Here is a 14,591-nt window from a genome sequence, read left to right as displayed (position 1 = left end):
AAAATAAATAGATGTATAATTATATTGGGTGATTTATATATAAGATTAATAGGGAGAGGAATTCGATAGAATGGAAAAGGCTTTTAAAATTAAACGAGTTGCAGTTGTTTCAGTAGCGATTGCAATAGTAGCTATTGGGTATTTCATGTTTCAATCTATTACTTCACCAGCAAAAGCTGTTGCGAAGCAAGAAAATATAGTGCAGCTTGCAAGTGAACAACAGAAAGTTGAAATGAATAAAACGGCGCCAAGTCGTTTTAACGGAATGGAAAGAAAAGTTGCTTATCTTACATTTGATGATGGGCCAGGAAAATATACGGCTGAATTATTAAATATGTTAAAACAGCATGATGCGAAGGCGACATTCTTTTTAATTGGTGCGAATGTAAAACAGTTTCCTGATTTAGTAAAACGTGAAAATGCAGAAGGACATTATGTTGGAATGCATAGTATGACACACAATTTTGCGAAGTTATATAAAAATGGCGAATATGTTAATGAAATGAAAGAAGATCAAAGCTTAATCGCAAATATTATTGGAAAATCACCTCAATTAACACGTCCACCATACGGGTCGAAGCCTGGTTTAAATGAAGACCTTCGAAACAAAGTAGTAGAGGGCGGTCTTAAAGTGTGGGACTGGACAATTGACTCTTTAGACTGGAAATACAATAAAGTACCATTGGATGCAGCGGCAGCGCAAATCGCTCAAAATGTATTAGCTGGTGCAACAAAACCGCAAGAAGTCATTTTAATGCATGACATTCACCCGCAATCAGTTGCTGCTGTGCCAGCAATTTTAAAGGGTCTAAAAGAAAAAGGTTATGAGTTTGAAGCATATCATGAAGAGAATCACTTCCCCGTGAACCTCTGGCATGATAACCGTATGTAATGGAGGAATTGAAGTTGAAATATGGAAAAGTAGCAGTAGTTGGAGCATTATCAGTAGGATTATTATCAGGTTGTTTCGGTGAAAAGCCAGAAGAAAATTTATTTACGGCTTTTGAAGCAGCATCTACACAAGAAAAATCTTTAGCAGATGACACAAAAAAATTAGAGAAGTTAGAAAAGCAAGGACAAGAACTTTATTCTCAAATTTTACAAGAAGGTAAAGAGCATAATGAAGCAGTTTCAAAGAAAATAGAGCAAGCTACTGCAAATGTAGACGAGCGTGAAAAAGTATTGAAAAACGAGAAGGAACAGTTAGAAAAAGCGCAGAAAGAAACGACACCCGTTCAAAATAATATTGAAAAACTCGAAGATAAGAAATTACAAAAACAAGCAAAAACAGTAGAAGAATCGTATAAAAATCGTTATGATGCCTTCCAAAAGATGAATGAGAATTACACGAAGGCGTTAGCGACTGAAAAAGAACTGTATGAAAAATTAAAAGTAAAAGAAACGAAGTTAAAAGAAATTGGTGAAAAAGTTAAAACTGTTAATGAGTTGAATGTGGAAGCGCAAAAGGCGAAAGAACAATTTAATAAACATACAAAAGAGTATAATGATAATAAGTTAGCATTTTATAAAGATGCACAAATTAAAATTAAAGAACAAAAATAAAGATAGATCTTAATTATAATAAAAAGCCGGGGAAACATTGTCAAAAATGTTTTTTCGGTTTTTTACTTTAAATGAATAGAAAAGACTGGAATTGATATCATAAAAGAGTTATAGTGGATTGTTCCAAGGGAAACATTGTAAAGTAAGGAGAATGAAATATGTCATATGAATTTTTATTCAAATTAGGTTTAGCACTCTTTTTAGGATTATTCATCGGAATAGATAGGCAGCTAAAGAATAAACCGCTTGGTGTGAAAACAAGTATGGTTATTTCCGTAGCGAGTTGTTTAATTACAATGGTTTCAATTGAATCAGTGAATGTTTATTCTGTACCGGGTCATACAAACATGGACCCAATGCGTCTCGCCGCTCAAATTGTTAGTGGGATCGGTTTTCTTGGAGCAGGGGTAATTTTACGAAGAAATAATGACGTTATTTCAGGATTAACGACAGCCTCTATGGTATGGGCCGCTTCAGCACTAGGTATTGCGATTGGTGCAGGGTTTTATATACAAGCGACGGTTGCTATGATTTTAATTATATTAGCGATTAACGTACTTCCGCAAATTGTGAAAATTGCAGGCCCTTATTCATTAAGACAAAAGGACTTATCTATAAAAATTACCGTAAACAAACATCGAGAGTTAGACGGGATTTTTAAGCAAATTAAAAATTTAAATATGCAAGTAAAACGAGTGAAAATTAAAGATATTGATAATGGGGCATCTCAGCAATTGGAAATGGTCATTTTAGCTCCAGAAGATTTATATACAACTGAATTATATAGTTCTTTAAAAGAAATCGATCATGTTGTTTCAGTAGAAGTTGAAAGTAGATAAAAAGAGTGATGCAATATCACTCTTTTTTTATGCATACAAAACATTTTGCTATAATTATTTTCTAAGGGGGATGAGTATGGTGGAGATACATATTAGAAAGGCAATGAAAGCTGATATTTCGGCAATTGCGAAAGTGCATGTGGAAAGCTGGAAAACGACGTATACTGGAATATTCGCTAACGAAATTTTAGGAAATTTAACATTTGAACAAAGAAAAAAGCAATGGGAAAACATTTTTCAAAAAGAAGACAATCTACAATATAGATTTGTAGCAGAGACGTTAACTGGGGAAATTATCGGATTTATCGATGGGGGAGTTGAAAGAACAGGTACATATAATTGTGATGGGGAATTATATGCAATATACATTTTACAAAAATATCAAGGAATGAAGATAGGACAAAGATTATTTCAAGTATTGCTATCGGAATGTAAAAAAGATAATATGCAATCTCTGTTAGTTTGGGTTGTTGCTAATAACCCTTCTAAAAAGTTTTATGAAAAATATAATCCTGAAAAAATTGACACGAAGCTTTTAGAAAGACTAAATGTAGAAGAAATAGCATATGCTTGGCGAGATATGGATTGTTTATACAAAACATTATCAATTTAGGTTTGAATAATTATATTATGTAAATTAAACTTACGGATATTAAAAAACATCAATAATTATATTGATGTTTTTTTGCATACGGATTTAATGTTGTGGAAAAGACAAAAGGTTTAGTCAGATAAAAAAATTCTGAAATATATATTGAAATGATTATCATTATCAATTAAAATTGTGATTGATAATGAAATTCAATTATCGATAGTTTTATGGAAATTTTAATAGTGTTCGTCTAAAAGAGGAGGACCAGTATGCAGCATGCGAAACAAATCGCGGAACATGCAACAATACAAAGCTTTTTAAATTGTTATTTAAGAGAAACAGGAAGTGGAGAATGGATTACGGAGGATAAAAGGATGGAAAATATTTTCTGTCATTCATTTCAAAGAGACGCTATCCCCACTTATTTATGCTGCCCTTTATCGGCACAAAACGTTACTTTGTATGGGGAAGTTATATATAAATCGTCAACGGACCGTCATCTATTTGGAGAACAATTTTATTACCAAATTGGCGAAAATAAAAATGTTATTAAAGCAGATTATATTACGGTTATTATGTTTTTAATAAAGGAAATGTCTATTAACTATGGAGAAGGTACGAATCCTGATGAACTTATGCTTCGAGTTATTCGCAGTTGTCAAAATATTGAGGAATTTACAAAAAAGAGAGCAGAAGATACATCTGCATTATATGGTTTCCATACGACTTTTATTGAGGCGGAGCAATCTTTATTATTTGGACATTTAACTCATCCTACACCAAAGAGTAGACAGGGTATATTGGATTGGAAAAGTTCCATGTATTCTCCTGAATTAAAAGGGGAGTGCCAACTTCACTATTTTCGGGCACATAAAAGTATAGTAAGTGAAAAGTCATTGTTACAAGATTCTACAACGGCGATGATAAAAAAGGAATTAAAGAACGATGAAAAGGTAGGTCAAGAATTTATTGAAGAGTACTGTCAAGAAGATGAATATTCATTAATTCCAATCCATCCGCTACAAGCAGAATGGCTATTACATCAACCTTATGTACAAGAGTGGATAAATCAAGGAGTACTTGAGTATATGGGTCCCGTAGGTAAGTATTATATGGCAACATCATCACTTAGGACGCTATATCATCCTCATTCGAAATATATGCTTAAGTTTTCATTTCCGGTGAAAGTAACAAATTCAATGCGCATTAATAAGTTGAAGGAACTTGAGAGTGGCCTTGAAGGGAAGGAAATGTTAAATACGTCAATTGGTGAAGTACTAGAAAAGTATCCAGGCTTTGATTTTATTTGTGATCCAGCCTTTATTACCTTAAATTATGGAGCAAAAGAGTCTGGATTTGAAGTGATTATTCGAGAGAATCCTTTTTATAGTGAACATGCAAATGACGTTACTTTAATTGCAGGACTAGTTCAAGATGCTATACCGGGAGAACGTACTCGTTTATCGAATATTATTCATCACTTAGCGGATTTAGAAGGTAGAAGCTGTGAAGAAGTAAGTTTAGAGTGGTTTAGACGATATATGAATATCTCTTTAAAGCCGATGGTATGGATGTATTTACGTTATGGCGTTGCATTAGAAGCGCATCAACAAAATAGTGTTGTTCAATTGAAAGATGGTTATCCAGTTAAGTTTTACTTCCGTGATAATCAAGGTTTTTATTTCTGCAATTCAATGAAGTCAGTGCTAGATAATGAACTAGCGGGTATTGGCGAACGTACTGGGAATTTATATGACGATTACATTGTAGATGAAAGATTTCGTTACTATTTAATTTTTAATCATATGTTTGGACTAATTAACGGTTTTGGTACAGCAGGATTAATAAAGGAGGAAATTCTTCTTTCGGAATTAAGGTCTGTACTTGAAGCGTTCCTTCCATATAACCGCGAACCTTCTACATTTTTAAGTGAATTGTTGGAAGAAAATAAATTGGCATGTAAAGCAAATTTGCTAACGAGATTTTTCGATGTTGATGAACTGACAAATCCTTTAGAGCAAGCAATTTATGTACAAGTAGATAATCCACTCGTTAGAGAAGTGGCTGTTCGTTCATAAGTAGTGCTAAAATTTCACGTAATACAAATAATGGAATTTGATATTCCGTATTATAGCGGAGGGATTTATGAAAGAAGAAATTTATCACATAAAAATATTGAAGGCACTCCAATCAAAAGAGTACATTTCAGTAAGAAGAAGAGTATTCCGGCAATTAGTAGAATCGTTAATTTATGAAGAAATCATTACGCCGATTCGTATACAAAAGGGAGAGCAAATACTTTTTATTATACAAGGTCTTGATGAAAAGGATCAAAATGTAATGTACCAATGCTATGGGCAAGAACGTATGACATTTGGGCGTATTTGTTTACATGACTCATTAATAATGAGAGTTCAAGATGAGGAAGAAGAAATACAATCAGTTTCACAATTTTTACAGGAGATTTTTCGGATTGTTCAAGTGGATCGAACGAAATTGGATTCTTTTATTCAAGAATTAGAACAAACAATCTTTAAAGATACGATTGCACAATATGAGAGAAGTTGTGAAGAAGACTATCTTGCGAAATCTTATGATGAGCTTGAAAGTCATTTAATAGATGGACACCCGTATCATCCTAGTTATAAAGCACGCATCGGGTTTCAATATCGTGATAATTTTCAATATGGATTTGAATTTATGCAACCAATGAAAATTATATGGATTGCAGTTCATGAGAAATATACGACTGTAGGATATGAAAGTGAAGAGAGTTATAACTGTACCTTTAAAGAAGAAATTGGTGAAAAGAAAATCGAAGAGTATATGGATCGTATTCGAACAATGGACTGTGATTCGAAGAAGTACATGTTTATACCTGTTCATCCTTGGCAGTGGGAGAACTTTATTATTCCGAATTATACTGACCATATACAGGATAAATATATTATTTATTTAGGGAAATCAGAAGATGATTATTGCGCGCAGCAGTCGATGCGGACATTAAGAAATGTTACGAATCGAGAGAAACCATATGTAAAGTTATCAATGAATTTACTCAATACGTCAACTATCCGTACATTAAAACCACATTCGGTTGTGAGTGCACCTGCTATATCGAATTGGTTAAAAGATATAGTAAATCATGACCCTTATTTAAGGGATGAATCGCGTTTAATTTTGTTAAATGAATTTTCGAGTGTTACGTACGATGCGAATAAAAAAGCTACGTATGGCTCATTAGGGTGTATTTGGCGCGAAAGCGTTCACAAATATTTAGATAAGAAAGAAGAGGCAATCCCATTTAACGGTTTATATGCCAAGGGAAAAAATGGGACACCAACTATTGACTTGTGGTTAAAGAGATATGGAGTAGAAAGCTGGTTACAATTGCTTATTCAAAAAGCAATTATCCCAGTTGTACACCTCGTTGTAGAGCATGGAGTCGCATTAGAATCACATGGACAAAACATGATTTTAGTTCATGAAGAGGGAATGCCAGTTCGTATTGCACTAAAAGATTTTCATGAAGGACTGGAGTTTTATCGTCCATTTTTGAAAGAACTCGAAAAATGTCCTGACTTTACTAAAATGCATAAAACATATGCGAATGGTCAAATGAATGATTTCTTTGAAATGGACCGTATTGAAAGTTTACAAGAAATGGTTTTAGATGCGCTTTTCCTATTCAATCTAGGTGAACTGGCTTTCGTGCTGGCAGATGAGTATCAGTTGAAAGAGGAACAATTTTGGATCATTCTTGTTGAAGAAATAGAAGATCATTTTGAAAGATTTTCGCATTTGAAAGAACGTTTTGAAGCATTACAATTATATGCACCTACATTTCATGCAGAGCAATTAACGAAGCGTCGTTTATATATGGATGTGGAATCGCTTGTTCATGAAGTTCCAAATCCATTGTATAGAGCAAAGCAACTTACAATATAAAAATCAGTTGTTACAGGGGGAAATCATGCTAATCGTTAATAAACAAGAATTTAGCAAATATGATTTTGAATTGAGATTACAAGGTTACGAGGGAGTGGAACAATTTCAAGAAGCAGAAGGAAATAGATTTGCACTTTGTCTGAAAGATCCATTCGATATTATTACGCTTGTGTTTTTCCTAAAAGAAAAAAGAGCATCTGTACTACTTATTCATGAAGATACGCCAAAGGATACAGCTATTGAAATGGCAAAGCGCGCAAAGTGTACTGCACTTTTATACGGAGAAAGTAACGACTTTACAAAATTAGAAGTTCCAAATCTATTACAAGAAGAACCGTCTTTATTGCAGTATAGTTCAGGTACAACAGGAGAGCCAAAACTGATTCGTAGAGCATGGACGGAAATTGAAACAGAAATTGCCGCTTACAATGAAGCTTTAAAATGTGAAGAAGACGAAGTGCCAATTGTAATGGCTCCAGTTTCACATTCATACGGATTAATTTGTGGCACGTTATCAGCAATTACGAGAGGTAGTAAGCCTATAATCATTACAAATAAAAACCCTAAATTTGCATTAAATATAGTTCGTAATACCGAAAAACATATCATATACGCAGTACCACTTATGTTACATATTATGGGGAGTTTTCCACAAGGGACTTTTCAGTTTCATAAAATTATGACATCAGGATCACCTTTGCCAGAAACGCTATTTTATAAGTTAAAGGGCATGACGAAATACATGATGCAGCAGTACGGCTGTTCTGAAGCTGGTTGCATTAGTATATGTCATGCTATGGAAACACATTTGGATTTAGGAAAACCACTTCCTCATGTAAGTATTAACATAGGTTCAAATGAAGATGAACCTGAAGAAATCGTAGTGAAAATTGCTGAAAAGGAGATTTATACAAAAGATTTAGGTTATAGATCTGAGCAAGGCCTTCATTTCATGGGGCGAATAGATGATGTTATTAATGTGTCCGGTCTAAAGGTATTTCCTATAGAAGTGGAAGAAACGATGCTTCGATTAGAAGGTATTCAGGAGGCAATTGTATACCGGGGCAAGCATCCTGTGATGGGAGAAATAGTAAAAGCGAAAGTAGTCTCTCGTATTGAACCAGTACAAATAAGAGAATGGTGCATACAGCATTTACCGTCTTATAAAGTGCCACATGAAATTGAAAATGTAGCAGAGATTCCGAAAAATAAAACAGGGAAAGTAAGTCGGAAGTTATTAGAGATGGGAGAGATAACAACATGAGTCGTGAAATGTTAAAAGAAGCAGTTTTAAGTATTATGAGAGAAAAAATGGAACTGAAAAATGTAACGTATTTAGAAGAAACGATGCGTTTAAATCAAGACTTATATATAGATTCGGTAATGATGTTACAGCTTATAGTATACATAGAAATGGATTTAAAGCTATGCGTTCCAGAGGATGAGATAGACCCAAAGGCGTTTCTTACTGTAGGATCTTTGCTTGACTTTATGGAAGAGTTACAGCCGTTACACGAAATAAATGTGAATAACTAACCTTTTAGGAAAGTGGATGAGAGTATGACTTCAATTAAAGTTCACTGTTTAGTGAGTTGTTTTTGTGAAATTATAAAAAGGCGTAGCGATATAGATTTCCGTCCATTTTATTTCGGATTATGGGATGGAGATTTTGATATAACAGAAGGCGGGATTATTTCTTATCATTCCGAAAACATTAATCATGATAACTACTTACTTTGGTATGAAAAATTGTATGGCATTAAAGTGAACGAATGGTACGATCATTCAAAAGATAAAAGTAGCAATGTAGAAACATTTTTAGAATTAGTAGAAAATAAGCCGGAAAATCGTTACGTAATTGTAATGGTTGATATGTCTTTATTGCCTGAGAGAGAAAATAAGTTTCATCAAAAACCGTTTCCGCATTACTTAATGATATCGAAGACAGAGAAAGAAGAGGAATGGTTCATGCTTGATCCTGATTTTCGCTGGGAAGGGAATATGGAAAGAGAAAAAGTGCTCCATTCTGTTAAAGACAACCCATTTGGTGGAGGCTATTTCATTGATATAGAAGGAATTCAGGAGCCAACACAAGAGATGGTAGAAAGTTATTTCATGGAAACATTCAAAAAAGATGATAATGAACTAACAATGGAATTAAAAAAATTAATAATAAAAATGGTAAACGAAGAGGATGGGTATTCACTTTCCGGGCTCGTAACGGCAGTAAAGCAAATACCCGTATTGGCAATACGTAAATATAGCTATGAACATGCCTTTGCATACTTCCGTGAAACTTTACAATATTCGGAGCAAGAATTTGATTATTGGTGTGATCGAGTGGAAGACATTGTACAAGGATTTACAAATGTACAGTACCGTGCTATTAAAATGGCAATGACAAATAATAAAGATATGTTATTACCAATTGTTGAGAAACTTGATGAAATGAATACAATTGAACTGCAGATTAAAGATGAACTAGAGAAACAGTTTCTGTTATGGAAAGAAATGATAACAAATCAGTCTTTCTTAACTAATACAAGTTCATTGAATTTAAGATAAGGGAGTTCAAACCAATGAAATATTCGCTATGTACAATTTCATTTCGCCATCAACTAATTTCATTTACTGATATTGTTCAATTTGCATACGAAAACGGTTTTGAAGGAATTGAGTTGTGGGGGACCCATGCACAAAATTTATATATGCAAGAGCGTGAAACGACAGAACGAGAAATAGATTATTTAAAGGATAAAAATTTAGAAGTTACGATGATAAGTGATTACTTGGACATATCATTATTAGCGGATTTTCAAAAAACGATGGAAAAATGTGAACAGCTGGTAACACTAGCTAATTGGTTTAATACAAATAAAATTCGTACGTTTGCCGGGCAAAAAGGTAGTGAGGATTTCTCGGAACAAGAGAGAAAAGAGTATGTGGAACGAATTCGCATGATTTGTGATCTATTTGCTCCGCATAATATGTATATACTATTAGAAACACATCCAAATACGTTAACGGATACATTGCCGTCTACTTTGAAATTGTTAGAAGAAGTAAATCATCCATATTTAAAAATAAACCTTGATTTTCTTCATATATGGGAGTCTGGTGCAGACCCTGTAGATAGTTTTCATCGATTAAAGCCGTGGATACAACATTACCATTTTAAGAATATATCATCAGCGGAGTATTTACACGTGTTTGAACCAAATAATGTATATGCCGCTGCTGGAAGTCGTGTAGGAATGGTTCCATTATTTGAAGGTATTGTAAACTATGATGAAATCATCCGGGAAGTGAGAGATACTGATCATTTTGCTTCGCTTGAATGGTTTGGGCATAATGCGAAAGATATATTGAAAGAAGAAATGAAAGTATTAACGAATAGAAAATTAGAAGTAGTAAGTTCATAAGGTGAAATGATGAAAGAGTCTCGTTTAGGAGACTCTTTTTTTATTTTTATCAATAACCAAAAATTACCATGTATTTAATTTCGGATTTGATACAGTTTAATATATATAAGGAGGTGATCGGTAATGGCTAGAAATCGTAACGCTAATCAATTAGCATCACATGGAGCACAAGCAGCTCTAGATCAAATGAAATATGAAATTGCACAAGAGTTTGGTGTACAGCTTGGGGCGGATACTTCTTCACGTGCAAACGGTTCTGTAGGCGGTGAAATTACAAAACGCCTTGTAGCGATGGCAGAACAGCAGCTTGGTGGCGGATATACTCGCTAAATGTAGAAGGTTATAGGAGAAAGGAAGGATTCTTCCTTTCTTTTTTATTTTCAATTAATTGGTATGGATATATTGTGAACAGGATTCAAAGAATAGGAGTAATGCTATATTTTACCCAATTTCTTTTGTTGTAAATGGAAAGTAGTAAAGATGAAATAGCCCTGGTGGAATGTAAACATAATTTCCAGCAGGGCTATTATATGGTAAGAAATATATGATGAAAGGTTCCGAAATTAACATGTTAAAAAAAGAAAACTGTTGTTTAATTGCACTTGCATCAGTTCCACTTGTTATGACGCTAGGTAATTCAATGCTTATTCCAATCCTGCCAACCATTGAAAAGAAATTACATATTTCATCTTTCCAAGTATCCATGATAATTACAATTTATTCTATCATTGCAATTATACTTATACCGATCGCTGGTTATTTATCAGATAGATGGGGACGAAAGATGGTAATGGTTCCAAGTTTATTAATTGCAGCTATTGGAGGAGCGATAACGGGATGGGTATCATGGAAAGTTGATAACCCTTATGTTTGGATTCTTATCGGAAGAGCAATTCAAGGGATAGGTGCTGCTGGTGCTATGCCAGTTGTCATACCATGTGTCGGTGATTTATACAAAGATGAAAAACAGGTTAGTGCAGGTTTAGGAATCATTGAGACGTCAAATACATTTGGAAAAGTATTGAGTCCCATATTAGGATCAGCTCTTGCAGCTATTGTATGGTTCTTACCATTTTGGGCGATTCCAGTTTTATGTGTAATATCGATTGTTTTACTACTGGTACTAGTAAAGGCGAAGAAACAAGAAGAAGAAGTCCCACCACTTAAAGAATTTATTCAATCTATTATCTCTACGTTTCGAGAAAAGGGAAGATGGTTAATTGCCATTTTTATACTAGGTGCAATTATTATGCTTATTTTATTCGGAATACTTTTTTATCTGTCAACTATACTGGAGTCGAAGTACGATATTCATGGTATATGGAAAGGGTGTGTACTCGCTATTCCTTTACTTGTACTATCACTTAGCTCATATATGGCTGGTAAAAAAATTGGAGATAAACAAGATATTATGAAAAAGTGTATCTATATTGGATTTTTACTGGCTGCTGCATCTGTCTTCTTACCTTTATTTCTAAAAGGAATCTATTTGCTACTTCTTTGTCTCATTATTATGGGGGGAGGAATTGGTATGGCGTTACCATGTCTAGATGCTCTTATTACACAAGGGATTGAAAAAGAGCAGAGGGGGACAGTTACGTCATTTTATAGTTCAATGCGATTTATCGGTGTAGCAGCTGGACCACCCCTGTATTCTTTTTTTATGAAAGGGGCAGACCATGAAGTGTTTTATTTAACAAGCATCTTCGCTGCTATTGGTGCTGTCATAGCAATTATTTGGATTAAACCAGCAAAAGATGAAATGATGTTAAAACAGAAACCGGAACCAACTTCATAATGCGAAAGAGAATTGCATGCCAATTACATAACATGCAATTCTCTTTAATTAGTTAGGAAAAACAACTTGTTTTAACATATAAAGTGCGACTCCCCATATGATTAGCCCTGAAATTTTATTTAATACTATAATCGTTTTTCCTGTCGAGTCAAATCCTTTAAGAAATTTTCCAGCAAAAGCTAAACTAATAAACCAGATCCAAGAAACTATAATTGTTGCAAAAGTGAAAGCCCATTTCTCACTTCCTATGTACTGTATAGAGTTTGTTCCGATTACACCAATTGTGTCTAAAATTGCGTGTGGATTTAGTAATGAAACTGATGCGGCGAAAATAATTTGATTTTTTAAAGGCATGCTTTTTTCTTGTTTTACATCATTTGAAGGATCGCTTCTCCAAATAACCAAGCCCATATACATAAGAAAGAAAAATCCAATCATATACAAGGTGGTTGTTAACCAAGAGAAAGTTAAGAGGACAAGGGAGACACCTTGTACAGCAATTAATATTAATAATGTATCACATATAGATGCAGTCAAGACTACAGGAGCAGCTCTCCAAATATTTGGTTGACTAGCGCCTTGGTTAAAGACGAAAACATTTTGGACACCTAATGGAATGATAAGACCAAATGCAAGGATGATACCGTGAATAATTGCTTCACTCATCAGATTACCTCCTACTTAATTTGATTAATTATGATAGTCTATATTGTATAGAAGAAATGAAAATTTGTATCCATCCATATGGTTGGATAGGTTACCAACCATAAAATATGTGAGGTGAGATAATGGAAAGGCTCGTTTGGAAACCAAATATGTCTTCATCTATTCCTTTGTATAAACAAATAGAATCTTATATAAAAGAGAGAATTGTTAATGGGGAATGGACAATTGGAACTAAATTACCTTCACAAAGAGATTTGGCGCATACGTTTGAAGTGAACCGAAGTACAATTGTAATGGCTTTTGATGAGTTAATAGCCAAAGGGTATGTTGAGGGGAATGGCCGGAAGGGAACAATTGTTATAAATAATAGTGAGAGTACTTCTACATATGCCCCGCCTCCAAACTGGCAGTCTTATGTAGAAACAGGACTTCATTATCCGAATCTTCCTGCTGTACAAGAGATTAATCAAGCTGAATTTACTCCCAATGTAATTCGATTAGGAACAGGTGAACTTTCACCGAGTCTCTTGCCTGAGAAAAAGATGAAGGGTATTATTAATAAAATTTTACAATCAAATGTTACACTTGGGTATGAGGAACCGAAAGGAAATCTCCATTTAAGAGAAAAAATTGCGGAATATTTAAAAGGGCATGGGGTATATGTATCTCCTGACTCTATTTTAATTGTTTCGGGAGCAATCCAAGCACTGCAACTTATTTCTATGGGGCTTCTTCCGAAAGGAGCGTCAATTTTATTAGAAAAACCATCATATTTATATTCGCTTAATGTATTTCAATCAGCAGGAATGCGCTTGATTGGAATACCAATGAATGAGAATGGTATAAATACTTCCTATATCATAAAATATAAGAAACAATTTAACGCATCTATTTTATATACAATCCCATCTTTTCATAATCCGACCAATTTTAGTATGAACGCTAAGAAGAGGGAAGAAGTGATGGAGATATGTAATGAAATTGGATTACCTATTATTGAGGACGCGGTATATCAAGATTTATGGTTCGATGCACCAGTTTCAAAGCCTTTAAAGGCATATGATAAAAATGGTATCGTGCTACATATTGGAAGTATGTCCAAAGTCATTAGTCCTGGTTTAAGAATTGGGTGGGTTGTTGGATCAGAATCAGTTATTCAAAGATTAGCAGATATAAAAATGCAAACTGATTATGGTTCAAGTTCTATATCCCAGCAGATTGCAGCGGAGTGGTTTGAAAATGGATTGTATGATGAACATTTACAGTTTGTAAGAAGTGAATTGAAAAAACGTAGAGATTTTATGATAAGTATGTTAGAAAAGTATTGTAGTGGCATTGCAACTTGGCATGAGCCAGTAGGAAGCTTTTACATTTGGCTACATATAAATCTACCAATTTCGAATCGTAGTTTATTTGAAAAAGCTTTACAAGAAAGGGTGTTGTTAAACCCAGGCACTTTGTATGATAGAAGTGCTAACCAATTTTTACGTCTTTCTTATTCCTATGCAACTGTAGAAGAAATTGAAGTTGGAATAAAAAAGATTGCGCAATTAATTAAAGGGTAAAAGGAGAAAACCATGAAACAATATGTGATTTGCCAAATTATCGATGGGGATAAATATTTAGCTGCTTATGCAGAGACAAAACAGGATGCAGTTGAAAAAGCAGAACTGTTAGGATTAAGAACCGGAAACCGTTACATAGTAATTACCGCAGAAGAAGCTGAAGGGTTAACTTATCCTTAAATAATGGGAGAGTACATA

General features: G+C 34.1%; 15 protein-coding genes. 14 read left to right on the top strand and 1 reads right to left on the bottom strand.

Annotated features, from left to right (window positions below; translation table 11 throughout):
- Nucleotides 1-70: 70 nt before the first annotated feature.
- From MR066_RS14175 to MR066_RS14120, 12 genes are all read left to right on the top strand, one after another.
- Complete coding sequence (locus MR066_RS14175) at nucleotides 71-892, top strand: peptidoglycan-N-acetylglucosamine deacetylase (RefSeq protein WP_242247510.1); 822 nt, start codon at nucleotides 71-73, stop codon at nucleotides 890-892.
- 14 nt (nucleotides 893-906) lie between these two features.
- Nucleotides 907-1,563, top strand: coding sequence for a YkyA family protein (locus tag MR066_RS14170; protein ID WP_242247509.1), 657 nt, complete (start codon nucleotides 907-909; stop codon nucleotides 1,561-1,563).
- A gap of 158 nt (nucleotides 1,564-1,721) precedes the next feature.
- Entirely contained in the window at nucleotides 1,722-2,402 is a 681-nt protein-coding gene (locus MR066_RS14165; RefSeq protein ID WP_002012374.1) for an MgtC/SapB family protein, read from the top strand.
- Between the two features lie 76 nt (nucleotides 2,403-2,478).
- On the top strand, nucleotides 2,479-3,015 hold the full coding sequence (locus tag MR066_RS14160; RefSeq protein ID WP_242247508.1) for a GNAT family N-acetyltransferase: 537 nt from the start codon (nucleotides 2,479-2,481) through the stop codon (nucleotides 3,013-3,015).
- 248 nt (nucleotides 3,016-3,263) lie between these two features.
- Nucleotides 3,264-5,072, top strand: coding sequence for an IucA/IucC family protein (locus MR066_RS14155; RefSeq protein ID WP_242247507.1), 1,809 nt, complete (start codon nucleotides 3,264-3,266; stop codon nucleotides 5,070-5,072).
- A 67-nt stretch (nucleotides 5,073-5,139) separates the two neighbouring features.
- The gene (locus MR066_RS14150; RefSeq protein WP_242247506.1) at nucleotides 5,140-6,942 is read left to right on the top strand and encodes an IucA/IucC family protein; all 1,803 of its coding nucleotides are present in this window, start codon (nucleotides 5,140-5,142) and stop codon (nucleotides 6,940-6,942) included.
- A 25-nt stretch (nucleotides 6,943-6,967) separates the two neighbouring features.
- Complete coding sequence (locus MR066_RS14145) at nucleotides 6,968-8,206, top strand: AMP-binding protein (RefSeq protein ID WP_113938251.1); 1,239 nt, start codon at nucleotides 6,968-6,970, stop codon at nucleotides 8,204-8,206.
- Nucleotides 8,203-8,478, top strand: a complete 276-nt coding sequence (asbD, locus tag MR066_RS14140) for a petrobactin biosynthesis protein AsbD (RefSeq protein WP_061675415.1) — start codon at nucleotides 8,203-8,205, stop codon at nucleotides 8,476-8,478. The genes MR066_RS14145 and asbD overlap by 4 nt, the downstream gene beginning before the upstream one ends.
- Before the next feature lie 24 nt (nucleotides 8,479-8,502).
- Complete coding sequence (locus MR066_RS14135) at nucleotides 8,503-9,507, top strand: DUF6005 family protein (RefSeq protein ID WP_061675416.1); 1,005 nt, start codon at nucleotides 8,503-8,505, stop codon at nucleotides 9,505-9,507.
- Between the two features lie 14 nt (nucleotides 9,508-9,521).
- On the top strand, nucleotides 9,522-10,364 hold the full coding sequence (locus MR066_RS14130; RefSeq protein WP_002031414.1) for a sugar phosphate isomerase/epimerase family protein: 843 nt from the start codon (nucleotides 9,522-9,524) through the stop codon (nucleotides 10,362-10,364).
- 123 nt (nucleotides 10,365-10,487) lie between these two features.
- Nucleotides 10,488-10,694, top strand: a complete 207-nt coding sequence (locus MR066_RS14125; RefSeq protein ID WP_000113539.1) for an alpha/beta-type small acid-soluble spore protein — start codon at nucleotides 10,488-10,490, stop codon at nucleotides 10,692-10,694.
- A 217-nt stretch (nucleotides 10,695-10,911) separates the two neighbouring features.
- Nucleotides 10,912-12,162 carry a bacillibactin exporter BcbE gene (locus MR066_RS14120; RefSeq protein WP_313954312.1) on the top strand — a complete coding sequence of 417 codons (1,251 nt, stop codon included), beginning with the start codon at nucleotides 10,912-10,914 and terminating at the stop codon, nucleotides 12,160-12,162.
- A gap of 48 nt (nucleotides 12,163-12,210) precedes the next feature.
- On the opposite strand, the gene MR066_RS14115 is transcribed toward MR066_RS14120, so the two are convergent.
- Nucleotides 12,211-12,828, bottom strand: a complete 618-nt coding sequence (locus MR066_RS14115) for a LysE/ArgO family amino acid transporter (RefSeq protein ID WP_061675419.1) — start codon at nucleotides 12,826-12,828, stop codon at nucleotides 12,211-12,213.
- Between the two features lie 122 nt (nucleotides 12,829-12,950).
- Between MR066_RS14115 and MR066_RS14110 the strand changes: the two genes are divergently transcribed.
- Together MR066_RS14110 and MR066_RS14105 are read left to right on the top strand one after the other, a co-directional pair.
- The gene (locus MR066_RS14110) at nucleotides 12,951-14,393 is read left to right on the top strand and encodes an aminotransferase-like domain-containing protein (protein ID WP_242247504.1); all 1,443 of its coding nucleotides are present in this window, start codon (nucleotides 12,951-12,953) and stop codon (nucleotides 14,391-14,393) included.
- Nucleotides 14,394-14,405: 12 nt separating this feature from the next.
- Nucleotides 14,406-14,573: a DUF3933 family protein gene (locus MR066_RS14105; protein WP_002012388.1), complete on the top strand. Its 168-nt coding sequence runs from the start codon at nucleotides 14,406-14,408 to the stop codon at nucleotides 14,571-14,573.
- The last annotated feature ends 18 nt before the right edge of the window (nucleotides 14,574-14,591 follow it).

It is taken from the genome of Bacillus cereus group sp. BfR-BA-01523, from assembly GCF_022662615.1.
Lineage (GTDB): Bacteria > Bacillota > Bacilli > Bacillales > Bacillaceae_G > Bacillus_A > Bacillus_A mycoides.
This window is presented reverse-complemented; position numbering and strand designations above follow the sequence as displayed.